Below are 23,867 nucleotides of genomic sequence, written 5' to 3'. Positions count from 1 at the left end.
CCTAATTTCTTATATACAAAATGGCTATTAAAATATACATTTCGCATATTCGTTTTATACGCTTCAATCCCGATTGGAATTAAGGAGAAATGGTAATGTCAGAGCCAATAAGGCTTGACTATCTTTTTTGATAACTATTTCTGAAATTTTTGGGAGTGCTTCCTGTGTACTTCTTAAACATCCTAAAAAAGTAGGTTGGATGATTGAAGTTTAATTGATAGGCAATTTCTGAAACAGTTTGATCAGAATAGATGAGTAATCTTTGAGCTTCATGCAGAAGTCGTTCACGAATGATTTGGCCGGCTGGGTATCCGGTTTCACCTTTTACCACATGATTAAGGTGTCCTTCTGAAATGTTTAAACTATGTGCATACTCTGCCACACTCTTTTTGGCTTTAAAGTGTTCTTCAACAGCTTGAAAAAACCTATTGACGATAGTTTGGGAGGAGGAGTAATCTGCATTACTAGCAGGTTGGTCATGAAATTCGTATAACCTTAATAGGGCGAGGTTTAAGTAAGATCGAAGAATTTCATCTTTCAGAAACGAGCCGCTATTGTAGGTATCACTCATACGGGAAAAAAGGCCTTCAACTTCCTCAGCAGTTTCTTCATTCATTTTTACAATCAAGAACCTATTAGGAATATTATGTTTGATAATTCTGGCAAGGTGGCTGTTATTGTCAGAATGGATTTCAAAAAAATCTGCACTGAAGTGGACTGAATAACCCCGAAGAGTTTCAGCAAAATTTGTTGCATGTATAGTGTTTGGGTAAAGCAGTAAGAATTGACTGCCTTGAATTTCATGTTTCTCATCGTCAATAGTTACGATGTACTTTCCTTCAGATATCCATACAAGCTGGTACAAAAGACTATGACAATGAGGTTCAAGTACCTTTACTGTTTGTGCCAGGCTTTGAATCGTTTTTATTGAAAAATAATCTGTTAAATGATTTAACGATTTTTCACCGTACTCTAAATAGTTCGGAACAGGTTTCATTGGGATATCATCAATTTAATTCAAAGTACATGAATTAAAATTAAATTTATAAAGACCTTAAACCTAACATTATGTCGTGTGCTTCATCTTAAAATGTTATTCATGAGAATCTCGAACTAGAAAACCTTTAGGTATCAACTCAACCTGCTGATCAGAAAGATTCCGATACCTATTCTATTTGTGTTCTTTCGTTACTAGGGAGTAGAATAGATATTGAATTAAAAAAATACCTCCCGATTTCTCAGTCTTTTTCCAGCTATTTTGATTTTAAAACACTATACACACATCGTGCAACGGCTATGGGATCATCTTCTTGATCTTGAAATAATTGTATATCTACTTTAACAATGGTCTTTCCATTCTTTATCACTTTTGCAGTCGCCTTTACATCCCCCTTTTTAGCGCCATGTAGATAGTCTATGCGCATGTCCACTGTATTAATTCTATCCGACATAGCACTGAGCATAGTTGCTCCAGCAATTCCCCCTGCAGTATCGGCTATGGACGCAAGTATGCCGCCATGCCATCTTTCTTGCAAAAAATCACCGATGAACTCATCTTTGAAGGGAACTTTTATTAATGCGAAACCTTCCTTTAACTCCTCTATCTGTAGCCCTAAAATCTTGTTGGCCGGCATTAAATCTTCTATTCCTTTTTTTAGAAGATCGAAAATCTCCTTTTGTTCCATTATTTAAAATATTAAAGGTTAAAACTTGGTCATTAAAAGGTATCAAGGTTGAATCTATTACGTATCCACTGCCTCGATTATAAAACTTCTGTTACTAAATCCGGGAAGCATTTCTGAATAAGTATGTATAATTTCATCTCCACTATCAGTCAGTGCCATTGAGTAGATCAGCGGAACATAATGATCAGGTGTCGGAGCTGCTAACAGACCCAGTTTATTCTTTTCATAGTTAATGATGCTTTTCAAGTCCCTTGCATCAATTCGCTGTTTAATCCAACTGTCAAACTCCATTTCCCAACCGTATAGTTTGGTATCTCTCCTTTGCATTTTTGCCATCGCCAATTGAAGATTATGTACCAGTGCACCGCTTCCAATAATCAACACTCCTTTTTTTCGATACTTCTTCAACTGTAATGCGAGATCATAATGATATTGTGGTGGCTTGTAATAGTCAATACTCAATTGAAAAACAGGAACATCGGCTTTGGGAAAAAGATGCTTCAGCATGGGCCAGTTGCCATGATCAAAACCCCAGTCTGTAGTTTCATTAATAGTAGAAATATTGGAAGCTATCTCTTTTGCGATTTCTGGTGCTCCCGGTGCGGGATACTTTTCGGTATAATAGTTTGCAGGGAAACCATAATAGTCATAAAGCGTTTTAGGCCATGGTGATGTATTTACGTAGGTACCATTCGTGCACCAATGAGCGGAAACGACCAAAATAGCATTTACTTTATATTTTTCCCTGATCTGCTTTCCAGTATCTCCCAAATAGGAGGTGAATGGATTCCCATAAGCTGGTATTGGTATATCCATTGGGTTTCCGTGAGATGTAAACAATACAGGTAACACTTGACCAGTACGCTTCATATCTTGGATCGACTTTGCAAATCCCTTTAACCCGTATGTGGTTGCACCCATAGTTCCTATAATTGATAGTTTCAAAAAAGTGGACCGATCCATGATAGTGTTATGATCTGATCTTGTCTAACAGGGCGTTTAGCTGTTGAACCTCTTGGGTGTTCAAATTAGACAGGATAGCATCTTCCTGTTCCTCGCAAAAAGACATTTTCTTAAGTAAATCCAATCCTCTTTGAGTAATAATTACTTCCTTTTGTCTACGGTCAGTTTGGCTCTCTGTACGACTTATTAACTCTTTTTTGTGAAGCCTGTCCACAATTCTACTAGCATCGGAGTTTTTATCAACCATTCTCTCTTTTATAAGTCCAATAGTGGCAGCCTTAGGATACTGGCCTTTTAGAATTCTGAGTACGTTGAACTGCGGGGTGGCTAACCCATGCTTGTTGATTAGCTTAAAAAATTTTTGCCCGATAACACTATTGGTATAGTATAGGTTGACAAGAGCCTTGTGATAATCGTTTCTAAAGCTACTTTTTATTTCGTCTTCTAATCTCACTATAAGTCTTTTTAATCTAACTAATCATTATTCCCAAGGGCGAAATTATATGATTGTGTAAGGATGATTTTGGCTACCTCCAATTCTTCATTGTTTCTGGGAGCATAAAGCATAATGAAATTTGGTGGAAGCCAACCCTTGTACACAACAGGGTGCATTTCACCCCATCCCTTGTAGATGACTTCTTTTACGTCATTTTCTGGCAGACTTAGGTGCATGCTATAATCCGGATAGGGATGAAAATGCGCAAATTCAGTACCTACCATAAACGCATTGCAGTGCTGACAACTTTTATCATGGGGTAAGCACATAGCTTGAGCTCCGGGTACCGAAATTCTGCTTTGTTCCCTAGAGATATATGGGAGGGAAAAGGCCCATTTATTTAACTCTTCTATAAAGGATAAATCCTCAGGCTGCTGATCTAACTGTGTATGAGGGTTTGTGGGGGTGGTTTTGGGTTTCTCTCCTGGCCTATAGGAGGTTAATTCCAATTTATTCATAAGCTTAATGTCCTATTCAATTATGTAGTAAATGAAAGAAGACAGCTCAAAAAGATCAAAATTTCTGAGCTGCCCTCATCTTAATCGTTTGAAATACTAGGAGCTTTCTTAAAATATTGCTCATCTTTTAAGATACTCAGCATAAACTTAGCTACGTCCTTTCTTCCAATTGTCATGCGAAGTTTTTTTGAACCATCTATGCTTACACGTGTTGGTTTATGTTTAAGACTATTTGTTAATCCGACAGGTCTCACAGACGTCCACTCCAGGTCGCTCTCCTTCAGGATTTTTTCCTGTTGCTCATGCCCCCTATAAGCAGTGCCTACATTGGTTTTGTTGATCAATAGTTTAAACATCCAGTTGGTTTCTTCATAGCTATCCGCCACTCCCCAGGCAGACACAGTCAATATCCTTTTAATCCCTTTCTCTTTCATTACCCTCACAATATTGGACATGGACTGTTCTAAAAGGTTCTGAGGTGAAACAACTTTCGACCAGGGATTATCAGATACTCGAGCAATGTTTAGCGCACAAAATACCGCCTCACAACCATCAATGGTTTTCAAGACATCTTCATATTCAAGTGGTGACCCGGATATGATGGACAACTTCTTCGAAGATAGTTTTGAAGAAGATTCGTCACGCACCAGGCAAACAGGATGATGGCCTAAAGAAACGGCTTCATCTACCAGATGAATGCCAGTTCTTCCTGTAGCTCCGAAAATTGCAATGTTCATGTTAATTTTTGAAACTAGCCAATAGCTCTGGATTCCTCAAAAAAGCCACAGCCCAAACCAATATTAGGACTACAGATTGCACTAGAAAAGAATCACCAATACTCATGTGTGCCACTATGGCACCTCCCATATATGAACTCAAGAGGAATGAACCAAAAATGTTGGTTTTGGGAAAGAGAAAAAGGATTGTAGAAATTATTTCACCAATGGCAATAATCGTAATCCATTTTGATAACCCAAATGCCTCAAACATCTCTGTCATTTCTGGGGCAATAAATTTGCCCGATGCGCTATAAAGGAAGAGAGATGTTAATAAACCAGCTATGATCCAGCTGGTTAACTTTCTGCTTTTTGATAATTGTTTTGTTTCCATATTAACTAATGATTAGATACTATTTTTTTGTAGCTAAAAGTTCAATGCGAAGCTCAATTTCATCTGCCAGGACCATGTCTCCCATTGTGTTTTTATATGAAATCCCATAGATCTGACGGTCAAAAGTTAGATTTCCGCTTGCACTTAGCTTTCCTCCGTCTTCATCTATGGAAACATTCGTAACCGTCTCTTCATTTGTTACCCCTTTAATGGTCAGATCTCCGGTGATTGAACCTTCTGTGGCACTTTTTACCGTAAAACTCGCTGTTGGAAAAGTCTCTACGCTAAAAAAGTCATCAGACTGAAGGTGCCCGATCAACTTTTCACGAGGAGCCATTTCATACAACGCATCATCATCCGTAGTGACCATTGATGACATGTCCACGATAAAGGCACCCTCAGACACAATGCCACCTGTAATTGTGAGTGATCCTTCTTTGAAGCCGATAGTTCCTTCATGGGCATATACGCCAATCATGCTACCCTTCCAGTTTACAAAACTGGTTGTGTCAATTGCGTAAGAAACTGAGGTGACTGTGTCTTCATTTGCTACTTGTTCCCTAGAGTCAGAAGACTCATTTTTGTTTGAATTGTTACACGCAAATAGCCCTAGGATAAGTAAGCTTGCGATCAATCTGGTTTTCATTTTCATCGTTTATTGGTTTTAGATAGTTTTCAAATCATGCTATAAGTAAAAAGTTGAATATCTATATGAAAGCTCTTTCATATTAAGAAGAATAATAAAATCGTTCATGGATTATCTGTCCATCCTGCCACCTTTGGACAGCTACTTGGCACATGGTCATCCGAGGCGCTCCTTTATAGGTCACATCCATTTCCCATTCTACCATAGTCACATCGTCTCCAATCGCAACACTTTTTACTTCTGCGCCATGGAATGTTTCAATATTTCCCATTGACTCAATTTCACGTTCCCTGTTAGCATCTTTTCCAATTGTCGGTGGTTGACTATTTTCTTGCATAGAAACATCGGTATGGTAGTGTTTTTCAAAAGCCTCCATCATTTGTCCGGACAAAATCATCTCATTCAGGTCTTCAATTTTTTCTTTTAAACTCATTTCTTTCTGGATTTAAGTGTTGATTAATTAAATATTAATAAGTGAATCTAATTAAAAGTTTAGACAAAATATGTCTAAACATATATTTTAAAATCGTAAATTAAAAGGAGATTGTAGGCTCAGTTTGTCATTCTTGTACTTTATTAATTGGTATTCATAATATATAATTTTCTTTATTAGATGTTATTAAATAAATAATGTTATCATTTTTTTGATGTTTGACCAATTCCTTTATCATTAGCTTTAAAAATAGATACTATTTTAGCTAGTATTTAAATAGTAACATGAAAGCAATTCTATATACAAGAGTATCCTCTAAGGATCAGTCTACTTTAAGACAAGTCAACGACATGAAGTCATTAAAAGAATTTGAGGTAGTAAAAATCTTCTCAGAAAAGATTTCTGGATTTTCTGTTTCAATAGACGATCGCCCTATTCTCCAGAAGGCTCTCTCCTACCTTAGGTCGGGAGAAGCAAATTGCATCATGGTATCAGAAGTCTCCAGGCTGGGACGAAATACGCATGAGGTCCTTGGACTAATTGAGGATCTCAAAAAGCAAGGAGTAGCTATATACATCCATAATCTTGGCACCACTATTAACAAGTCCGAATCCTCAAGTGAGATATTCACCAAACTTATAGTTACTATCATGGCTGATCTGGCCAGATTGGAAAGCGAGCAAATGAGCTATCGAATCAAATCGGGAATAAGATCCAGAAAATCGAAAGGTCTTACAACAGGAAGAAAAGTTGGATCAATAGAATCACGTGAGAAGTTTCTTGCAAAACATTCTGATATTCAGAAATACCTGGCCAAGGGTTATTCTTCAAGAGAGATTCAGAAGCTATGTAAGTCTTCACCTAATACTATTAAGAAGGTGAAGGATTTGACTTAGTTAACTCTATTAGGTTTCTTGAGCTAAATAACTGTGCATTTCCTCCTTTACATTCAATTCTATTGCCTCGAACTCTGTATTAAGTAAAGAAAGAGCTTTAAATAAGCGCTCTCTTTCTTGGAATGTCTTTGACTCAAACAATTCAACCACCTTCATAGTAATAGGTGACAACCGAATTGATTCATCAAATAATTCTCCAATAGGAACTTTTAAGAAGTTAGAGATTCTTACAACCTCAAAGGCATACATTTTTGAGCTATCATTTATTAATCGCCCAAGCCTATTTCGATCGATACCCGTTGCCTTGGAAATAGCTTTATTTTTAACACCAGTATTATTCTGAATTTTAGCTATTGTAATTCCGACAATTTTGCCATCGCCTAATTCATTAGAAGCTTTTTGTGAATCATCCATAATGTTGTTGAAGCTCGCGTGCTCATTAGTGTTTCGGTATGATGGCAATCTAGACATACTTAGTTAAAAATCACATTATTCAACATGTAATATATAATTTTTGCATCATTTTTAATGCATTTATGATATTATTGCGGCTTATATGCATTATTTTTAATGCATTTTTTTGATTAGTGATTTCTTTTTAAATCATTTACTTAAAAAAATCATGAATGCATTAACAACTATTTCACAGCAAGACCTGATCAATTCAGGCGTAGAAGAATCTATCCTTACCCAAGGGATTTCTGATTATCTGGACAAAAATTCCACCAATTGGAAATGTATAGGCACTAACGAATTCGGAGATTTTCTAATAGACTTAGAAAGCATTCCAATTAATGTCAGAAAAACGATTCAGTTGACTGCTGAAGTCAAACCAATCAAAAAAGAAGATTTTAAAATTCCTGGAGTTTGCATACTTGAAATTGCTGATGCTTATAAAAATGGGAGTCATGAATTCAAACACTTATATCAGCATACTTCAAGGCCGGAATATTATGGACAGAAGCATTCGGTTTTCAAAACCTGCGCTAAAATCTACATTGAGGATCTCAAGTGTAAAAGAGGCGGGAAAAAGAATCTATTCACAACACTCAAACAACTTGGTATTGAATTCTACTCTGACCTAGATTCATTCAGAAAGTTCTTCACAAGGCTTCTAGAATGTAAGAATATGGTCCTTGAAATTCAACACGGATTAATTGGGACTGAAAACAAATCACGAAAAAAAATTAACCGATGGCATAAGTTAAAGGCTATTGATCTTATGAGGAAGAGTTCCCTCAAGACAGAGATATTATCAAGAATGAATAGCACATGTCGACCAGGTGAGAAAATTTCCTATTCGACACTGAAAAGAATAATTGATTCGAATATTGAGAATATTACTAAAGAAGACCGATACGGTTATGACATCTACAAAAGAGATATAGAGCCATATATAAGAAGGAAAAAGCCTGAGTACAAATTTCAAGTTGCTGAGGCAGATGGCAGTCGATTCCAGATTCCATTTTATGATCCTTCTAAGAAGAAACTACGATTCCTAACTCTTTATGTCATTATTGATGTCTACTCATCTATGATCATTGGCTTTAGTTTGGCTGAATCAGAAAATACTGAAATGATACTAAATGCATTCTGGATGATGATGGCCAAACACAAGTACATACCTGCTGTGGTGCTCGTTGATAATGGACTTAAAAATTCTGGGGACTGGAAAAAATTCCAAGATGAATCAAACAGGCTTTTTGGTACACTTTGGAGAAAGCACTTGCCTGATTACCCAAATGCTAAAGGGACCGTTGAAAGTTTCTTTAAGTATTTCAACGTAAAGATTGCCCGCAACTATGAAAATTATCTAGGACTTAGCTTTCGTTCAAAATCAAATGATCATCGTCTTAAAAAAGATGAAGTAAGAAAGGTTTATAAGAATAAAAAAAGGGTAGGAACATATAACGAAACAGTTTACCAATGCTGCAAATTAATCGTTAAATGGAATAAAACTATATCTAAAAAAATCTCTCCAGAACAAAAATTCAATCAGGGTAAAATCGCTGACGCAAAGATTATTTCGGAAGAGATGATAGCCAGACTATGTTGGAAAAAAGAAAGCAAAACAATCCGTCGCTCGAGGATTGAATTCAATAGTCGTGAATATGAGTTGAGCAATTATGAAAATATCAATAAGTACAACGGTCGAAAAATAGACTGCTATTATCATGCTTCTATTCCCGACTATGTGTTCCTCTTTAATGGTGATCAATTCATAGAAAAAGCTACAGCCAAACCTTTCTTTGATGAGGAAGATCCTCGCAAATTTCAAAAAATCAAACATAATAAAGGGCTTAGAGATCACAACTCTAAAATTCTGAAAGAATCACAAAAAGAATTAGAAGATATTGAAAATACAGACCCTCTCTTTAGAACGTATTTCTGTGATGATAAGGAATTTGAAAATAGTGAATATGAGCGATTTCTAGAGGAGCATATACTAAATCAAGATGAAATAGACACTGAAAACGAAGTAGACACCCAAGAATATGAGTCAGACCTATCAAGCTACGCATGATCTTCTCCAGGAAGAAGATATGCTCAACAATTTTCCCATTCAACCAACTGCTAATTATAAGAAAGCTACGAGTTGCTTAAATTATTCCAGACAACATAAGGCATTGTATATGCTAATTGGTAATAATGGGTTTGGGAAAACATCTTCCATAAAGCATTATGCCGAAAAGCATCCAAATATTAGATATTTCAGAATAGGTGAAAAAGAAAGACCTAAAGCTTTTTTCGGTAGGTTGATACACCAAATCACTTCTGAAAAAGAGATGGATTTGGATCTTCTTTTAAAGAATGCCTATCTAGACTATTTAATAGATCGAGTTTCTTATGACATTGTTGATGATACAGATATTGACTTGATTGTCATAGATGAGTTTGGAAACTTCACAGCACGATTTATTCCAATATTAAGACAATTATGGGATAACATCAGCCCCAGAATAGGAATGGTACTAGCAGGCCCCCCTTCTATTCTAAATGACATGCGAAAGTGGCAAAAAGAAGAAAAGAGAGGTATTAATGAAATCTTTTCTAGAGTTGGTCACAGGATTCAATTTTTGAAAAAGCCTTCTTTGAAAGATGTTGAAATTATCTGCCTCTCAAGGGATATCACGGATAAAAAACTAATCAGCAGGTTCTTCAAGAACAATCTCATGAAAGATTTCAGGGTATTGCAAAATATGATTACTGATTTCAAAAATGGTGTTTTTAATCCATGAAAGAAATTTTCGCAATTGAGTGTCCAATAAGGAATGAACCAGTGGCTCTATCCGATGAGCCATTTGGTTTGATTCCCAATTGGCTTGAGAAAAAAAAGTCATACCAGATTTGGAACAAATCACTAAGACTAAGAAATCTCAAACCCAGAGTTTCAATAATTGATCGAGTCAATGATTGTGATTACGATCTACAGTTTGAGATGTATTTAGGGCTATTCCAAAGTTGGAATATCCAATTAATGAATTTTTCGAAGGACTCTAAACAAAAAGTCTTTGACTTTAAAAGGATATATACAATCGGTAATGACGATTTAGGACTAATCGATGGAATAGGACATTATTCCTTAAACCTGGAAGGAGTTTACAAGATCCTATATGAAGGTATGAAATCAGAAGATAAGGAATTGCTTTTGGAGCTATTTGCTTTTTATGAGCTTAGATGTTTAGGGCTAGTTGGACCCAACCCACAAGAGCTTAGAATCTTTGGTATTACCGACTTTCAAAACAAATTAAAAATCAATTCCACTCAATTACTAATTGAGTCTAGGATACAAGACAAAAGTCACAGACTGTTCTCTAAAATCCCTAGTATAAATATTGAAATAGTTATTTGCTATTTGAATCATCTATTTTGGATTAATGCATCACCAATAATTATAAACTTAGAGATTTGGGATAAGATCGATAGTATCTACACGTCAGTAGGAAACCTTCATCATTATTCTACAGTGGAAGATGATAGATTATTCAAAAAATACCAATCAAAGGAATGTAGAAGTAAAGCACTCCTTAAGCTGAAGGAAGGAATTGATAACGCATTAAGCATATTCAAAGATTCTGATAGGATTGATATTACTTACTATACGAACTATGCTTTCAACATAGTAAGAAGTAATGATTACAGGTTTTTCATATCCACTAAGGATGATGAGACTAAAAAAAAGACGATCGACTATGCAAAGAGATTCTTTCAGTTTTGCCGGATCAAGAACCTATCCTCGCTACCACTTTCTGAAAAAGATCTTGTTCTATATTTAGATCAATGTCTTGATGAATCTCATTCTTCAATTGAGAATTACTGTTTTCACATCTACCTAATAGAAAGTGTTTATCGCCGGTTTGGCTTGGAGATCCCAAAGAATGTGATCTCTACTATAAACAGTGCATTTCTAGAGTTGAAACAATCCATTACAAAAAGTATTCACAGATCAATTCTGACCTACCCATTAGAAACTATAGATGATTTGAGAGACAAATGCATCCTAACATGGGCTCTTAGTCTTACAAAAAATCCAATTGATAAATATCTAATAGGATCAATCTTAAAATCACAAGTGAAAGTTCTTGATTCAGGATGCATACTAATAAAGGACTTTAATGGAGAGCAGGAAATTCTATTTAAAGCCATGAAGAACTCCAAGCTATGCCCCGTGAAAGCCTACCTGGATTACAAAATCCACATTCCAAAAGGATCACCAATATTTAGTCAACATGTAGAAAGTGGGACTTTGATAGGTCTTAACCCGAGAGAGATTGAATCAATTTATGACAAGTGGCTTGATCAGCAAATTTCTCCAAATCTTGACTTTCTATATATCAAAGATGACTTATCGAGACAAGACTTGAGTCAGCTTCCATATTATTATAAAATTTCAAGAGAAATAGAAATAAAGACTATCCATCATCGGCTGAAAACTGAGCCAGATACCCTCCCTATCATTTAAAAAACTCAAACTCTTGATTGTGCAATCAAGCTTCTTCTTTTTAAGAGAAATAAGAGGATATTTCAATGGGTGATAAATGTGAGAAAACAGGCATTTTAATTGCTTAATATTGGGAGTTAGAAGGTCGTTCAATTGGACCCATACAGAAGTGAGAATTGAGAATGGGGAATTGAGAATTAAGGAAATTTGCAGGCACAAGTGGACGCTTGCGCTAGTTGGGGGAGTTTTTTTAGAAAGGTAATTCGTTTTGGGATCAAAGATTCCCTGCGGGAATAACTTTAAGCAGTAGTAATTATGATTTATGAATCCTCGTTACAAACGAGGACTAGAGGGAGCAGTTCATTTATTCAGAGAGCAGTTGGCAAATTAAGGATGCACACTTAAAGGTGTATACTGAAATACTCATTAAATTATTTATATAAACTGTAATTATTGAATGGTTATTTCAACCTATGAATAAAAACCTTCAAATTTGAATAGTAAGCAAGCACAAGAAAAAGCTTTTCTTGAACGTATTACCCAATCACAAGGTATCATTCACAAGGTTTGTCGGCTCTATTGTGATGATGAGGAGCATCGCAAGGATCTGTTTCAAGAAATTCTGATTCAGTTATGGAAGTCGTACCCTTCCTATCGTGGTGATGCACAATTCTCCTCATGGATGTATCGTGTGGCGCTAAATATCGCTATTCAGGATTTTAGAAAAGTCAAGAAGCGAAAGCTACTCATGTTCGAATCATATGAGCTTGATGATCAGGAAAACAACCAACAACAAGCCGAAATGGAAAACGAGCAATTCAGTGCCATGTACCAGGCCATTGGACAACTGGATAAGCTTGATAAAGCCATCGTGCTACTTCATCTGGAGGGACATGCCAATGAAGAGATCGGGCAGATAGTTGGAATTACAACCAATTATGTGCGAGTCAAAATGAATCGAATCAAAAAGAAATTATCAAAAAAACTAAACAGTTAAAAAGACATGGAATTATTGGAATTACAAGCTACCTGGCAATTATTCAATGACAATGTCATCAAAAAAGATTTTGTGGAACCTTCTACAATCGGTGAAACCATTCATCAGAAGTCGAAATCAGAAATCGCAGGCATCAAACGATCCATGCATTTCAAATTCATCATCGGTACAGTCACCATGCTGATCGGGCTGGGGATGATAGCAGCTATGTATTTCGCACCTGACTTCAACCTGCTATCCAACTTTCTTAGTCATAGCGAATCGTTTGGCTTTTACATCATCATTACCCTGGCACTAGGTGCTATGATTGCTGTCAATCACCGGGCATACAAGCATATCAAACAGTTAAACGAAAGCACATCCAACCTGAAGCAAGGCCTCAGCCACTTTACCCGCTCCATGCGCAAGGCCATGAACTTCAACATCTATTCTGATGCATTGATGTCGCCAGTGTTCATTACCTGGATCTATTACACCTATGCATTCAAAAACCAAACAATAGGCTGGGATGTACGATCTCTTGTGCTATTCGTGCTGCCCGTGGCTATCGGACTATTCAGCTACTATTTCCAGCGCTATGCCCAGCATTTGAAATTTGGCCGCTACGTAAGTCGACTGGAAGATTATTTAGAGTCACTGGAAGAAAATTCTGAAAAAGTGTAATTATGAAGGAGTGAATTCAACTTATGAGTAAAATGACTTTTGTTATGAAAAATCAATTGCTAAAAATCACCTGCTACGTTGGAATATTTATCATGATTTCAGCCTTCGTTGTTATCCCCGAAAAATACTCCTGGTATTACGAAGTGCTACTATTCAATTTAGGGATGTACATGTGGTTGTTTACAAAGTGGAAAAGAAAGAAAGCAAATGTACGGGCTGCCGTGACATGCTTTCTAATCCTTGGTGCATGCTCTCTGTCTGCGCAAGATTACAATAAGCAAGTCGAAGCTCTTAAGCGAAGTTTCGAAAGTAAGGATGCTAAATACATTGAACCTCATCTGAGCAGTGGGTTGAAATTTGATCCTATGCCGGCCGAAAATACCGGACCTATATTGAATAATATTATCACAAAGCTGCCTTTCATCAGTCTTGAGTTTGTCGAAGCTGCTGAAAACACAGCCACTATCAAGTATGAGTTTCAGGGGTTAGGAGAACGGACATCCGCCGTTCACTTTGACTCAGAGGGAAAGATCATACGTGTGGAGCTCATTGAAAACCTGATCAAAATGGAGATGGAGCAGCGCAGGCAAATGCAAGCCAGTGTGCAACAACCGGGCACTAATGAGGTAGTAGAAAAATACCAACCAACTTCGGTAACCATCACAGCCAATGACGGAGTTACAATCAGTGGGAATCTGTACGAGATTGATAAAAAAGCACCTGTAATTCTATTGTGCCATCAGGCTGGTTACAACAAAGTGGAATACGCAGACATTGCTCCTCGTCTCAATGACATGGGGTACAATTGCCTGGCAATAGACCAGCGCTCAGGTGGAGCCTTTGCAGGACAACAAAATGAGACTGCAGGCAATGCCATGGAACTGGGACAGGAACCAACCATGCTGGATGCCCGTCAGGATCTGAAAGCTGCCGTTGATTACCTGGCCAAAAGGTATAAGCAGAAAGTGATCGTGTGGGGAAGCTCATACTCTTCAAGTCTCGCTTTATTTGAGCTGGCCGAAAACAAGAAAGTGAAAGCTGCGCTGGCATTCAGCCCTGGTGACTACTTTGGAGATCAGGCGGTCACGTTAGCTAACACCTTTGGCAAGGTAGATAAACCGTACTTTGTCACCTCATCAAAAACGGAATCGGCTTCACTTATGAAATCATTTGAATGGGTAGAGAGACAAAAGAATCAAATACATTTCATCCCGGAATCAAACGGCTTTCATGGTTCACGGGTACTATGGATCGGGCAGGAAGGTGCAGAGGAATACTGGACTGCAGTCACTGAATTTCTTACAGCTTTAAAATAACGAATATGAAAAACAGGCTTATCCATTTCGCTATACATACCGAAGACCTTGAAAGGGCAAAGGGATTTTATGAAAAGGTTTTTAACTGGGGGTTCCGTGCATACGGACCCTCAGACTTTGCCCAAATCACCGATGAAGATTCAGAAAATGGTGAACTGATAGGTGCGCTACAATCACGGACCTACTCACCGGTAGAGGATCATGTCTTAGGTTTTGAATGCACCATTGGCGTAGAAAATGTAGATGAGATCATCGCCAAAGTGGAACAAAGCGGCGGGAAGGTAGTGATGCCAAAAACAGCTATTCCTCATGTGGGCTGGATCGCTAAATTTCTGGATACAGAGGGTAACCTGGTATGTGCCATGCAATCTGACACCAATGCAGCCTGATTATGGAAGACCGACCGATACATCCCGACTTTCTTTTCCATCTTGAATTAAAAGAGACAGAGCTGGTGGAGCTGTTTGTAGATCTTCGCAGCTACATTTTTGAATTGGCTCCTACATGCAATGAGATCTTATATCATACGCATGCACTTACTTCGGTCTTTTCGCTCTCTGATAAGCTTTCCGATGCATTCTGCATGATCCCAATTTACACGAGCCACCTGAATCTTGGATTTCATCAGGGCACCATGCTACCAGATCCTAATAAACTGTTGCAGGGTACTGGGAAGTTGATCAGACACATTCCGATCAAAAGTCCCGATGACTATCGTAAACCTGAGATTGAGTCCTTGATTCTGTCGGCCATTAACTATTCCAGAGACAGAATGAAAAAGGATCCGTCGGTTGTGGGTGCTACCATCTCAAAAATTAAATAACTATCCTATGTGCTTGTTTTAGCAAGTCTCCGGATAAGTCATTGGTAAGATATGCGCTGGTATAATCGTGTTCCCCCTCATTTCTATTTTGTAGCATCAGCCATATTTCATTACCTGGGGCCATCCTTTGCTGTGCTGTTATTTGCTAAGGTATCTGTAGATGGAGTCGCATGGCTCAGAATTGCATCAGCAGGGCTTGTATTTCTTTTATGGAGAAAACCATGGGCCGCATTTAAAAAATCCACTCCACGGGCGCGTTATCTAATTCTTGCCCTGGGAGTCACGTTCGCTTTGATGAACTACTCTTTTTACTATGCCATTAGCATTCTGCCACTCGGTACGGTTGCAGGCATTGAGTTTCTCGGGCCTGTGCTACTTGTGATGATAGGAACAAAGACCCTCCGAAATCTGGCAGCACTCGCTCTTACAGTAACGGGTGTGTGGCTTTTGACGGATGTGAGAATTGAAGGCGAACCTGAAGGTTTTATATGGGCTTTCGCTAATGCTTTTTGTTTTGTGGTTTACATAATCATCGCACATCTGATAGCTGATATTGATACCTCTACCCGACCTGTCGATCTCCTGGGTGCCGCCATGCTCATAGCTACCATCGTCATTACTCCTTTAGGATTTTATGGAGCACTACCAGCGTTTACGGATTCCTGGCTCCTGCTCGCGGGGATAGGCGTAGGTCTCTCATCCTCGGTAATTCCTTATGTCCTTGATCAACTGGCAATGGCTAAATTATCCAGAGCAACTTATTCATTGTTTGTTGCATTGCTTCCTGCGACAGCTGTAACCATCGGTGTTTTGGTTCTTAAACAAATACCCAAAATGATTGAAATTATGGCCGTGGTTTCTATTGTTTGTGGCGTTTTAATCTCAAAGGATAAAGCTTAAAATTTTCAGGATTTGATGCTTTAATTCTGGGGTTTAGAGAGTTTGGTGGGCGAGAAGGTTGAGAATGGAGAATTGAGGGGATTCCGTAAGATATGCTCTATTAATAGGGCATTACCCTAGAGTGAATATAAGTCAATTCCGAATTCATTTTCAGAAGGCTCGCATACATAAAGTTTTAAGTCATCATACTCATTTTTACAAATCTTCATACACTCTCTAATGGTACTATCTTCACATTTTAAACCAAATATGACTCTAATCAGCGCTTTTTTCTTAAATGAATGGCTTCCGTATTTTGGCTTTAGAATCCTAACTTCTCGTTCATCCCTCCACATATTAGATTTTGTGGTAGCAACTCGTACAAAATCTCTTGAACTTCCTGAATAATCAAATTGACTAATTTCATCGACATACCTAACCACCTCACGTTGATTAAAAAAATCCTCATCGTTTTCAATGTTAAAGCCAAGGCACACACATTGATGCCAGTTTGCATAGTGAGACCATAGCATAAGGTTTGCAGGTGTAATTGAAAAGGATCCAATTCCAGAGTTTTGCATTAAAGTCTCAAATCGATCTTTAACAGTTTGAATCAATTCATTTGAAGACATATCTCTGAGTATACTTCTAATTTGTTGACGTGTTTGGTTCGGCATCCTCTTTCTTATCTCTGCAAAAGCTTTTTTACGAATTATTTCTGAACTATTATCAAATCTCAAAATCTTTGTATAACAATCGAAAGGATCATTCAATTGAGATTTACTTGGGAAGTATAAAGCTGCATTCCTTAACTCATCAATAAAATAAGTCTTATTACCACGAAATCGATATAAATATTTTGCTCCTAAAAAATCTGATGAGTCCACTACTGTTCCATTAAACCTAAATGAAGAGATGCTTAAACTTAAGAAATAACTGTAGAAGATATCCCAATTAGAAATTTGGGTATAAAAAAACCATCAATGAAGATGGTATTCTTTTTACGATTACTAAATGCGAAGTTCTAGACCAATAGCTCCTCCAACTGATTACACGCCAGTTCCCAGCCTTCGGCCATGCCCATTTCTGCCATCTGCTTAAAGGCTTCTGCAGAAGCAAAGGTCGTGATGGTAGTCACTGTTGTAGATGATCCATCTGTTTCGAATTTCACGAACATTTGCATGGGTGGGATGTCAAGTGATGCGTTTCCTTCTTCATCCACAAAATAGTCTTCCGCTTCCAGTTTCTTATGCTGATCTATTTCGAGATAATCCATTCTTCCCCGATGTTCGTCCCCCTCGGGTCCTACCATTTTGTAAATCCAGTGGCCGCCTACTTTAAAATCCATCTTGTCGATTTTGCAGATGTAAGGTTTTGGTGCCCACCACTGGCATAAGATATCGGGATCGCTCCAGGCTTTCCATACTTTTTCTACTGGTGCATCAAAGGTGCGCACAGCAATCAACCGGTTATTTTCCAGGTCTTCGGTGAAAGTCGTTTTGTTCATTTTCGTAGTGTTTATTCTGTCTTATATTCTAATTTTTTCAATTCTTCAAACCTGTCTTTTTCGGACGATGAAATAAATAGCTAATGCGAGGGCGGTTCCCCATCTCATTTTAATCTTGCTATCAATTTTTAAAGATTTCTCCTCCGTCGAAATGACAGTTTTTGTCAGTTAAGTCTATATTCATTTGATGTTTTTTAATAGGTCATCTAGCTGATCAAATCGTTCTCGCCAGAGCTGTTTGAATGGCTCCAGCCACTCAATGATCTCCAATAGTTTTTCGGGCTTGATGTGACAATACCGTTCCCTTCCCTCCTTTGATATGGAGATCATGTCGCACTCCTCAAGCACTTTTACATGCAATGACACCCCCTGACGAGAAATTGAAAACTGCTCTGCAAGCGCATTGAGGTTCTTCGGCTTTTCTATCAGAGCAGATAAGATCTCACGACGAGTCGGATCTACAATGGCTTGAAAAATATCTCTACGCTGCTCCATAATACGCAAGTAAGTACTTGCAAATATATATGCAAGTATTTACTTGCGCAATATTTTATCAATAAACCTTAGAGCAGTATTGTGAAATGTGAATGAAAAAGTAAGGACATAAAAAAACCATCTTAAAGATGGCATCTGTAAATTATCTGTCCTGTCGCTGCAGGCTGGGAATTAGCACCAGTCATCGCACGCTGGCGATCGGGTTGCCAAGGCTGCATCGGGCCCAGTCCCTCCACCTTTCCTGATAATCTTAGTAAATGTACGCTTCTAAATCAGAAATGGTTCCATCATGGGGAACGAAAACCAAAAGCATCACATCAAATTAATGGCTGGCTAATCTACGCTGATTTCAAATCAACCGCTCTCCCATCTTGCAATACAACATGCCCGGTTTCCAAAAGTATTTTCAGCTTTTCCAGGTTCTGCCTAACTCCATTTCGAGGACCTTTGAGGATTAGTGAAGAAAGGAAATTTGGTAGCGGAATTTTGAAATTGATTTGATCGTGAATGGTAGTTTGCATTTCATCTCCATCAAACCTCAACTCACGTCTTATGGAAGGCCATTGACCTGGTAGGGATTGGATGATTATACGATCATTTTCTTTGAATCCGATAACATTGAACTTTTGTTTATCATTTTTACGGATTTGCAGAAATTCAGCTCCAATACCCTCCTCAGCATTGATTTTCTCAACACTCATGATGTAATAATTCCACTTAGGATTATTGCGCTGATCACTAACGAATGAAAATACATCTGAAAGTGGCTTTTCTATCGATATGGTATTGGAAATACTCAGCATGTATGAGTGTTAAGCAGGTGAAGATTTAGCCACCACTTTCCGTATTAAGAAAGTCCCCATTGGAAAATGCTGTACAGCGTAGATGTAAGCATCACGCTCAGAGCCAAATGAATCAATCACTTTTTCATCGTGTATGACTATGAACTGGCCTTTGTATTGTTCTATCAATTCTTGTTCATTGTGCTGATAAAACTTGTGTTGTTTATTGAGGAGCTCGCCCATAAGGCCTCAAGTTACCAAATTGAAAGGAACTTGGCCACCATTAATCCCCCCGTAGATTTTCGGTGGGATTTACTTTCACTGCCCGTAGAACTTGCCCCAGAATCGTAATAGTGACTGTGCCCACTGTAATTGCAATAGCCAAAAGAAAAGGTGATAACCCTGTTTCCATACGTTCCGGATACATAATCGACAGTAATTTATTAATCATAAGATAACCGATGGGTGCCCCCACGAATAAAGCGATCAATATGATGATGACGTATGTTTTACTTACCTGATGGACGATGGAAAGTGGAGATGCACCCAGAACCTTTCGGATACTAAACTCTTTCAACCTTCGCTGAATGGTGAACGAAAACATCCCGAACAACCCAAGGCAAGCAAGGATGATGGCAATTGAACTGATAATAAGTAAAATGACGGTGGAGGCTTCCGTTTCCTCATAAAACGCCTCAAAAGCATCTTCCTGCAGCATGCCAGTGTAAGGTTCATCAGGTGCTATTTCGTCCCATAGAAGTTGTGTTTTTAGCTGCAACCCATGTAAATCGTTGGATGCGCTTTTGATACTTAAATAGTACAGGCTAGATGGGGTGTCTTCATGGAGGCCAAAAAACAAAACCGGCCTGATTGGACTATGAAAACTACGATAGTGAAAATCTTCTACGACACCAATGATTTTACGCTTTTTCCCTTGATATTCGACTTCCATATTGAGTGGATCAATCCAGTTCATTTCCTGAACCATGGCCTCATTTACAATAACTGATTGATCAAAGTCAACCTGCGTTCCATCAAACCACCTCCCCTGCTTAAGATTAAGACCCAGCACTTTATGGTAGTTTTCATCGACAAAGTAGCTGACTGATTCGTACGCTTTATTGTCATATTGAAAGGAGGCAGTGGGGTTATGTGCACCTACATGACTATTCATCGAGATTGCAAGCGTTTTGACCTGAGCATCTTCCATCATTGCATTCCTCATCAATTCCATTTGCGAAAGACGCACTGTGCGTACCATCAATACATCTTTGGCTTCATACCCCCAATCTTTCTCAAAAAGTGCCAGCGTATGAGAGGTAAAAACAAAACATCCAACAATCGTAATAAATGCCAGAATGAACTGACCGGCTAACATCAGACGTGAGAAAAAACTATTGCGTTTAAACTTAGTGATACCTTTTAGTATGTGGCTCGATGAAAAACGAGATATATAGGTAGAAGGATAGATACCTACTATGGCAACAATTCCTGCAAACAAGCAACTTAATGATATAGCCATAAAGGGTAAGGAGCTAAAACCGGATGGAATTCGCAACGGTATTAAATAGTTAAGCCCTGGTGTAAATACCGCCAGACTCAAGTAAATACCCAACATAAAACTGAATAAACACAACAAGAAACTCTCTGTAAAAAACTGAAAAATGATCTGCTTCCGATTGCTTCCAATAACTTTTCTAACGGCAATTTCTCTTAGTCTCTTAGCATACGAAGCAATCGAGATATTGATGAAATTGAATACAGCAAGCGCAATCAACATCAAGGCAATAACGGCAAGAGAAATACGTGTGAAGGCAGGAGCTGTAAACGAAACTGAACCCGCTATTTCACGGCAATTCTCTGAAATCTCAAAAAGCGGATAGAGTTTAAAATCAGTGATTGATTTTTCCTTGCTGTTTTTATTGATTGGAGTAAGGTATTGACTCAAACCCTCTTTCAACTCTGAAGGATTGGTATTTGGTTTGGCCAGCACAAACGTTGCATGTGTCAGAGTCCCCCAGTCAACTTCATTTTGAAAACTGGCTAGATTTTCAAAAGGTATATAGAAGTCAAAATAGAAACTCGCATAATCAGAATATTTATCCATAACCCCTGTTACCACAAAATTCGCTTGATGAGTTTCGCTGAACATCATCTGCATCTCCTTACCTATCGGGTCCTCATTCGCAAAGTATTTTTTTGCCATTTCATAGCTGATAACGATCGCGCTTTTTTGAGCCAGCCCAAACTCATTACCCGATATCATCGGAAAATCAAAGATTCGCAAAAAATCAGGATCAACGAATGCGACACGCTCTTCGAATGTGTCATTTCTGTACTTAACATATGCGCCTCGTCGCTCAATGCGAGTCATGCGCTCTACTATGGCTAAGTCAGCCAGTACTGAAGAGCCAAGAAGTGCAGGCGTATTGCCTTCAATTTTTGCTCCTTCCCTTACCTGCGTTATTTGATAAATTCGATTCCCTTTGCTATGGAACTCGTCCATATTAACCTGCACATCGTAAAAGATCAGAGAGGTAATACCTATGCCAAGCGCCAGAGCAAGTCCCAGAATACTGATTGAATTGATGATGTAGTGTCTGGTAATGTTCCTGAGCCCAATTTTCATGAAACTGCGGAACAGAATAAGGTTTTTGAGTGGGTTCATAAACTTTTTCGGTTTTTTGATATTTGTCAAACGGAGGTACCCCAAAATATCACGAAAGAAAAACACGTCTGCATACCACTTACTTCTCTCCGTAGACCGACGATGGTATAGTTCAAGAGCGTCACCGGCTATTTCATCCAGTAAATCAGGATCACAATACCATTCTAAAAATCGACTAATCCACTTCGGAGGTTTTTTCATGACCCTGCATTATTTAGTGTGAATCCAGGTATTCTTTGATACAGGTTTACCCTCAGGTTCATCGATTCCTGAAGTGTTTTCTTCCCTGCAGCAGTAATTGAATAAATACGCCTACTTCGACCTCCACGCTCATTTGTTGATCCGCCCACATGCGATTGAAGAAATCCTTTCTTTTCAAGGCGTTTCATTACGGAATGCACAGCGCTCACATTTATACTCCTTCCTGTTGATGCTTTTAATTCATCCATTACAGAGACTGCATATGCATCATCGATCAATGACGCGGTAATCATTAAAATGATCTCTTCTAATTCACCAAGATGCTCGCCTTTGCTCATGTGATTTTTTTTGTTATACAAAAGTAAATATAATGCATTATATACACTTTTGTATAATTAACAAATTATCATAGCTGGAAATGCTTCCAGGAAATACTAAAATCCGGTTTGGCAACATAATTGTTTTGCAGTAAGTATGAGACTCACCATAATATTCCTACCCCTCATATTTATCAGCTGCCTTCCTGACCGTTTAGTGCCGTATGATTACAGCATTGAAAAGGATAATCGCGAAGCATTCATAGAGCTTGATTCATTTACAGTAGCCCTCACCAACCTGGAGGTAAAAGGTGATCACTACGTTTTTGGATTGGAGATTGAAAATAAAAGCAATCAGCCTCTATTCATCAACATGGGCGAGGTTCAAAAGTATGCGCATCACCTCCCCTACAGAGAAGCTGAAACATCCAAATCCTTCCAGGAAGTAACTTCTGCTATGACACCCGAGCAGGTGAATGCTTTTTTCAAAGCAAAAAGGGATAATGCTGAGGCGGCAGCCTTCTTGCTTTTCCTTGTAGGAGCTGCAATCACGACGTATGATGCAATCAAAGACGAGGAAGATAACAATAAGACGTATTGGACTGAGAATGATGAGAAGAAATCACAAACACGTGAAGCGATTACCTCTGTAGCACTTTTAGCTACTGATGTGATGATGGATGTAGCTGCGCAAAGCAGCGCATCAGCAAGAACCGAGTTGCACTACCTTCCCAAAGAGCTATTTGACCGGGAAGTGATATACCCCAATGAAAGCTACTATGGCAAGGTTTTCTTCAAAAAATTTGGTGTGTTAAAAGACTATCACCGAATCACTTTGCCACTAGATGAAAAAAAGCTTCATTTTGATTTCAGGAAAGCAACTAAACCTGAAAAACAGTATTTGTATGAGCGAGGATATTGAACTAAGCTTCAACAGCCTTCCACCTCGCTCCCATGATCATTACCCAAAGCATCCAGATTAGCTCACCAAAAGTGAGGTAGTCCAAGGCAGTAATAAATGTTCCTTTGATACCAAGAAAGTGGGCAAACGCCATGATGGTATAGGCTGCTCCCGCAAGAATCACCAGCCACCCAACCAGTCTTGGAAAAAGTGGGGATTTAATGATCATGTAACCGATAGGTAAGAGCCATAAGCCCCAAAAAATCGTAGCTATAGCTGTTCCTTTTCTACTTTGTTGAATTAAATAAAGCACCTGATCTGGTTGGTCCAGCACTTCAAGAACCAATAGCTCGTTGGCGGTACTTAGCATATCGATGGGAATACCTACTAAAGCGAAAATAGCCATCAGGATGGTCGCCTCTTTATAGTCAGTATAGAACAACTTGTATAGAAACCATACTGCTGCGATTACAAATAATTGCGTTAACAGGCTGCCTGCAATCCCGAGCCGAAACAGCCATTCGTTTTCACTAATATTATTCGCAGTAAGTACCGAATTGCTTAAATCGATCAGTTCTGAAGGGACATACAACAAACTAAACATTCCCAATATGGCCCAAAGTGGATAAATGATTCTGAGCCAGGTTACAGCATTCTTTCGTTGATTGAGTGTATGCATGAAAAACGTA

General features: G+C 38.4%; 29 protein-coding genes and 1 riboswitch. Of the genes, 11 read left to right on the top strand and 18 right to left on the bottom strand.

Annotated features, from left to right (window positions below; all coding sequences use genetic code 11):
• Positions 1-118: 118 nt before the first annotated feature.
• The 9 genes from ACQK2H_RS07225 to ACQK2H_RS07185 form a co-directional block, all read right to left on the bottom strand.
• A complete protein-coding gene (locus ACQK2H_RS07225) occupies positions 119-997 on the bottom strand; it encodes an AraC family transcriptional regulator (RefSeq protein ID WP_350206884.1) in 879 nt (292 codons plus the stop codon).
• 256 nt (positions 998-1,253) lie between these two features.
• Complete coding sequence (locus ACQK2H_RS07220; protein ID WP_424964398.1) at positions 1,254-1,685, bottom strand: PaaI family thioesterase; 432 nt, start codon at positions 1,683-1,685, stop codon at positions 1,254-1,256.
• Positions 1,686-1,742: 57 nt separating this feature from the next.
• Complete coding sequence (locus ACQK2H_RS07215) at positions 1,743-2,606, bottom strand: class III extradiol ring-cleavage dioxygenase (RefSeq protein WP_350206886.1); 864 nt, start codon at positions 2,604-2,606, stop codon at positions 1,743-1,745.
• 49 nt (positions 2,607-2,655) lie between these two features.
• Positions 2,656-3,102, bottom strand: coding sequence for a MarR family winged helix-turn-helix transcriptional regulator (locus ACQK2H_RS07210; RefSeq protein WP_350206887.1), 447 nt, complete (start codon positions 3,100-3,102; stop codon positions 2,656-2,658).
• 20 nt (positions 3,103-3,122) lie between these two features.
• Positions 3,123-3,602: a phospholipase gene (locus ACQK2H_RS07205; RefSeq protein ID WP_350206888.1), complete on the bottom strand. Its 480-nt coding sequence runs from the start codon at positions 3,600-3,602 to the stop codon at positions 3,123-3,125.
• Positions 3,603-3,682: 80 nt separating this feature from the next.
• Positions 3,683-4,339, bottom strand: a complete 657-nt coding sequence (locus tag ACQK2H_RS07200) for an NAD(P)-dependent oxidoreductase (RefSeq protein ID WP_350206889.1) — start codon at positions 4,337-4,339, stop codon at positions 3,683-3,685.
• Between the two features lies 1 nt (position 4,340).
• Positions 4,341-4,712: a DoxX family protein gene (locus ACQK2H_RS07195; protein ID WP_350206890.1), complete on the bottom strand. Its 372-nt coding sequence runs from the start codon at positions 4,710-4,712 to the stop codon at positions 4,341-4,343.
• Positions 4,713-4,731: 19 nt separating this feature from the next.
• Entirely contained in the window at positions 4,732-5,358 is a 627-nt protein-coding gene (locus tag ACQK2H_RS07190) for a YceI family protein (protein WP_350206891.1), read from the bottom strand.
• An 82-nt stretch (positions 5,359-5,440) separates the two neighbouring features.
• Positions 5,441-5,791, bottom strand: a complete 351-nt coding sequence (locus ACQK2H_RS07185; protein ID WP_350206892.1) for a SnoaL-like domain-containing protein — start codon at positions 5,789-5,791, stop codon at positions 5,441-5,443.
• 284 nt (positions 5,792-6,075) lie between these two features.
• Between ACQK2H_RS07185 and ACQK2H_RS07180 the strand changes: the two genes are divergently transcribed.
• A complete protein-coding gene (locus ACQK2H_RS07180) occupies positions 6,076-6,687 on the top strand; it encodes a recombinase family protein (protein ID WP_425390778.1) in 612 nt (203 codons plus the stop codon).
• Between the two features lie 9 nt (positions 6,688-6,696).
• Here the strand turns inward: ACQK2H_RS07180 and ACQK2H_RS07175 are convergent, their stop codons facing one another.
• Positions 6,697-7,101, bottom strand: a complete 405-nt coding sequence (locus tag ACQK2H_RS07175; protein WP_425390777.1) for a hypothetical protein — start codon at positions 7,099-7,101, stop codon at positions 6,697-6,699.
• A 208-nt stretch (positions 7,102-7,309) separates the two neighbouring features.
• Between ACQK2H_RS07175 and ACQK2H_RS07170 the strand changes: the two genes are divergently transcribed.
• The 9 genes from ACQK2H_RS07170 to ACQK2H_RS07130 all read left to right on the top strand — a co-directional run bounded on the left by ACQK2H_RS07170 (position 7,310) and on the right by ACQK2H_RS07130 (position 16,328).
• Positions 7,310-9,211 (top strand): integrase catalytic domain-containing protein, encoded by a 1,902-nt coding sequence (locus tag ACQK2H_RS07170; protein ID WP_425390776.1) that lies wholly within the window; start codon positions 7,310-7,312, stop codon positions 9,209-9,211.
• Positions 9,183-9,926: an AAA family ATPase gene (locus ACQK2H_RS07165; RefSeq protein WP_425390775.1), complete on the top strand. Its 744-nt coding sequence runs from the start codon at positions 9,183-9,185 to the stop codon at positions 9,924-9,926. The genes ACQK2H_RS07170 and ACQK2H_RS07165 overlap by 29 nt, the downstream gene beginning before the upstream one ends.
• Positions 9,923-11,650 carry a hypothetical protein gene (locus ACQK2H_RS07160; protein WP_425390774.1) on the top strand — a complete coding sequence of 576 codons (1,728 nt, stop codon included), beginning with the start codon at positions 9,923-9,925 and terminating at the stop codon, positions 11,648-11,650. The genes ACQK2H_RS07165 and ACQK2H_RS07160 overlap by 4 nt, the downstream gene beginning before the upstream one ends.
• Positions 11,651-12,122: 472 nt before the next feature.
• Positions 12,123-12,626 carry an RNA polymerase sigma factor gene (locus ACQK2H_RS07155; protein WP_425390773.1) on the top strand — a complete coding sequence of 168 codons (504 nt, stop codon included), beginning with the start codon at positions 12,123-12,125 and terminating at the stop codon, positions 12,624-12,626.
• A gap of 6 nt (positions 12,627-12,632) precedes the next feature.
• A complete protein-coding gene (locus ACQK2H_RS07150; RefSeq protein ID WP_425390772.1) occupies positions 12,633-13,289 on the top strand; it encodes a hypothetical protein in 657 nt (218 codons plus the stop codon).
• A 44-nt stretch (positions 13,290-13,333) separates the two neighbouring features.
• Complete coding sequence (locus ACQK2H_RS07145; RefSeq protein ID WP_425390771.1) at positions 13,334-14,605, top strand: alpha/beta hydrolase; 1,272 nt, start codon at positions 13,334-13,336, stop codon at positions 14,603-14,605.
• 5 nt (positions 14,606-14,610) lie between these two features.
• Positions 14,611-14,994 carry a VOC family protein gene (locus tag ACQK2H_RS07140; RefSeq protein ID WP_425390770.1) on the top strand — a complete coding sequence of 128 codons (384 nt, stop codon included), beginning with the start codon at positions 14,611-14,613 and terminating at the stop codon, positions 14,992-14,994.
• 2 nt (positions 14,995-14,996) lie between these two features.
• Complete coding sequence (locus ACQK2H_RS07135) at positions 14,997-15,428, top strand: DUF1801 domain-containing protein (RefSeq protein WP_425390769.1); 432 nt, start codon at positions 14,997-14,999, stop codon at positions 15,426-15,428.
• Between the two features lie 51 nt (positions 15,429-15,479).
• Entirely contained in the window at positions 15,480-16,328 is an 849-nt protein-coding gene (locus ACQK2H_RS07130) for an EamA family transporter (RefSeq protein WP_425390768.1), read from the top strand.
• Between the two features lie 116 nt (positions 16,329-16,444).
• On the opposite strand, the gene ACQK2H_RS07125 is transcribed toward ACQK2H_RS07130, so the two are convergent.
• The 7 genes from ACQK2H_RS07125 to ACQK2H_RS07095 form a co-directional block, all read right to left on the bottom strand.
• Complete coding sequence (locus tag ACQK2H_RS07125) at positions 16,445-17,194, bottom strand: DUF2971 domain-containing protein (RefSeq protein ID WP_425390767.1); 750 nt, start codon at positions 17,192-17,194, stop codon at positions 16,445-16,447.
• Positions 17,195-17,331: 137 nt separating this feature from the next.
• Positions 17,332-17,814, bottom strand: coding sequence for an SRPBCC family protein (locus ACQK2H_RS07120; protein WP_425390766.1), 483 nt, complete (start codon positions 17,812-17,814; stop codon positions 17,332-17,334).
• Between the two features lie 180 nt (positions 17,815-17,994).
• Positions 17,995-18,309, bottom strand: a complete 315-nt coding sequence (locus ACQK2H_RS07115; RefSeq protein ID WP_425390765.1) for an ArsR/SmtB family transcription factor — start codon at positions 18,307-18,309, stop codon at positions 17,995-17,997.
• A 139-nt stretch (positions 18,310-18,448) separates the two neighbouring features.
• Positions 18,449-18,560, bottom strand: a riboswitch (SAM riboswitch).
• A gap of 87 nt (positions 18,561-18,647) precedes the next feature.
• Entirely contained in the window at positions 18,648-19,112 is a 465-nt protein-coding gene (locus tag ACQK2H_RS07110; protein ID WP_425390764.1) for a hypothetical protein, read from the bottom strand.
• 9 nt (positions 19,113-19,121) lie between these two features.
• On the bottom strand, positions 19,122-19,334 hold the full coding sequence (locus ACQK2H_RS07105) for a DUF5678 domain-containing protein (protein WP_425390763.1): 213 nt from the start codon (positions 19,332-19,334) through the stop codon (positions 19,122-19,124).
• A gap of 40 nt (positions 19,335-19,374) precedes the next feature.
• The gene (locus tag ACQK2H_RS07100; protein ID WP_425390762.1) at positions 19,375-21,960 is read right to left on the bottom strand and encodes an ABC transporter permease; all 2,586 of its coding nucleotides are present in this window, start codon (positions 21,958-21,960) and stop codon (positions 19,375-19,377) included.
• Positions 21,957-22,298 (bottom strand): PadR family transcriptional regulator, encoded by a 342-nt coding sequence (locus tag ACQK2H_RS07095; protein WP_425390761.1) that lies wholly within the window; start codon positions 22,296-22,298, stop codon positions 21,957-21,959. Before ACQK2H_RS07095 ends, ACQK2H_RS07100 begins: the two co-directional genes overlap by 4 nt.
• A 136-nt stretch (positions 22,299-22,434) precedes the next feature.
• On the opposite strand from ACQK2H_RS07095, the gene ACQK2H_RS07090 reads away from it, so the two are divergent.
• Complete coding sequence (locus ACQK2H_RS07090) at positions 22,435-23,199, top strand: hypothetical protein (RefSeq protein ID WP_425390760.1); 765 nt, start codon at positions 22,435-22,437, stop codon at positions 23,197-23,199.
• A gap of 1 nt (position 23,200) precedes the next feature.
• On the opposite strand, the gene ACQK2H_RS07085 is transcribed toward ACQK2H_RS07090, so the two are convergent.
• On the bottom strand, positions 23,201-23,857 hold the full coding sequence (locus ACQK2H_RS07085) for a DUF4386 domain-containing protein (protein ID WP_425390759.1): 657 nt from the start codon (positions 23,855-23,857) through the stop codon (positions 23,201-23,203).
• Between the last annotated feature and the right edge of the window lie 10 nt (positions 23,858-23,867).

Source organism: Ekhidna sp. (assembly GCF_965228795.1).
Lineage (GTDB): Bacteria > Bacteroidota > Bacteroidia > Cytophagales > Cyclobacteriaceae > Ekhidna.
The sequence above is the reverse complement of the archived record's forward strand: the minus strand, read 5'-3'. Positions and strand labels throughout refer to the sequence as shown.

Excerpts from the sequence above, each read along its gene's own strand:
- ACQK2H_RS07225 (WP_350206884.1), bottom strand. The coding sequence starts at position 997 with ATGAAACCTGTTCCGAACTATTTAGAGTACGGTGAAAAATCGTTAAAT.
- ACQK2H_RS07220 (WP_424964398.1), bottom strand. The coding sequence starts at position 1,685 with ATGGAACAAAAGGAGATTTTCGATCTTCTAAAAAAAGGAATAGAAGAT.
- ACQK2H_RS07215 (WP_350206886.1), bottom strand. The coding sequence starts at position 2,606 with ATGGGTGCAACCACATACGGGTTAAAGGGATTTGCAAAGTCGATCCAA.
- ACQK2H_RS07205 (WP_350206888.1), bottom strand. The coding sequence starts at position 3,602 with ATGAATAAATTGGAATTAACCTCCTATAGGCCAGGAGAGAAACCCAAA.
- ACQK2H_RS07200 (WP_350206889.1), bottom strand. The coding sequence starts at position 4,339 with ATGAACATTGCAATTTTCGGAGCTACAGGAAGAACTGGCATTCATCTG.
- ACQK2H_RS07195 (WP_350206890.1), bottom strand. The coding sequence starts at position 4,712 with ATGGAAACAAAACAATTATCAAAAAGCAGAAAGTTAACCAGCTGGATC.
- ACQK2H_RS07190 (WP_350206891.1), bottom strand. The coding sequence starts at position 5,358 with ATGAAAACCAGATTGATCGCAAGCTTACTTATCCTAGGGCTATTTGCG.
- ACQK2H_RS07185 (WP_350206892.1), bottom strand. The coding sequence starts at position 5,791 with ATGAGTTTAAAAGAAAAAATTGAAGACCTGAATGAGATGATTTTGTCC.
- ACQK2H_RS07180 (WP_425390778.1), top strand. The coding sequence starts at position 6,076 with ATGAAAGCAATTCTATATACAAGAGTATCCTCTAAGGATCAGTCTACT.
- ACQK2H_RS07175 (WP_425390777.1), bottom strand. The coding sequence starts at position 7,101 with ATGGATGATTCACAAAAAGCTTCTAATGAATTAGGCGATGGCAAAATT.
- ACQK2H_RS07170 (WP_425390776.1), top strand. The coding sequence starts at position 7,310 with ATGAATGCATTAACAACTATTTCACAGCAAGACCTGATCAATTCAGGC.
- ACQK2H_RS07165 (WP_425390775.1), top strand. The coding sequence starts at position 9,183 with ATGAGTCAGACCTATCAAGCTACGCATGATCTTCTCCAGGAAGAAGAT.
- ACQK2H_RS07160 (WP_425390774.1), top strand. The coding sequence starts at position 9,923 with ATGAAAGAAATTTTCGCAATTGAGTGTCCAATAAGGAATGAACCAGTG.
- ACQK2H_RS07150 (WP_425390772.1), top strand. The coding sequence starts at position 12,633 with ATGGAATTATTGGAATTACAAGCTACCTGGCAATTATTCAATGACAAT.
- ACQK2H_RS07145 (WP_425390771.1), top strand. The coding sequence starts at position 13,334 with ATGAAAAATCAATTGCTAAAAATCACCTGCTACGTTGGAATATTTATC.
- ACQK2H_RS07140 (WP_425390770.1), top strand. The coding sequence starts at position 14,611 with ATGAAAAACAGGCTTATCCATTTCGCTATACATACCGAAGACCTTGAA.
- ACQK2H_RS07135 (WP_425390769.1), top strand. The coding sequence starts at position 14,997 with ATGGAAGACCGACCGATACATCCCGACTTTCTTTTCCATCTTGAATTA.
- ACQK2H_RS07130 (WP_425390768.1), top strand. The coding sequence starts at position 15,480 with ATGCGCTGGTATAATCGTGTTCCCCCTCATTTCTATTTTGTAGCATCA.
- ACQK2H_RS07120 (WP_425390766.1), bottom strand. The coding sequence starts at position 17,814 with ATGAACAAAACGACTTTCACCGAAGACCTGGAAAATAACCGGTTGATT.
- ACQK2H_RS07115 (WP_425390765.1), bottom strand. The coding sequence starts at position 18,309 with ATGGAGCAGCGTAGAGATATTTTTCAAGCCATTGTAGATCCGACTCGT.
- ACQK2H_RS07110 (WP_425390764.1), bottom strand. The coding sequence starts at position 19,112 with ATGCTGAGTATTTCCAATACCATATCGATAGAAAAGCCACTTTCAGAT.
- ACQK2H_RS07105 (WP_425390763.1), bottom strand. The coding sequence starts at position 19,334 with ATGGGCGAGCTCCTCAATAAACAACACAAGTTTTATCAGCACAATGAA.
- ACQK2H_RS07100 (WP_425390762.1), bottom strand. The coding sequence starts at position 21,960 with ATGAAAAAACCTCCGAAGTGGATTAGTCGATTTTTAGAATGGTATTGT.
- ACQK2H_RS07095 (WP_425390761.1), bottom strand. The coding sequence starts at position 22,298 with ATGAGCAAAGGCGAGCATCTTGGTGAATTAGAAGAGATCATTTTAATG.
- ACQK2H_RS07090 (WP_425390760.1), top strand. The coding sequence starts at position 22,435 with ATGAGACTCACCATAATATTCCTACCCCTCATATTTATCAGCTGCCTT.
- ACQK2H_RS07085 (WP_425390759.1), bottom strand. The coding sequence starts at position 23,857 with ATGCATACACTCAATCAACGAAAGAATGCTGTAACCTGGCTCAGAATC.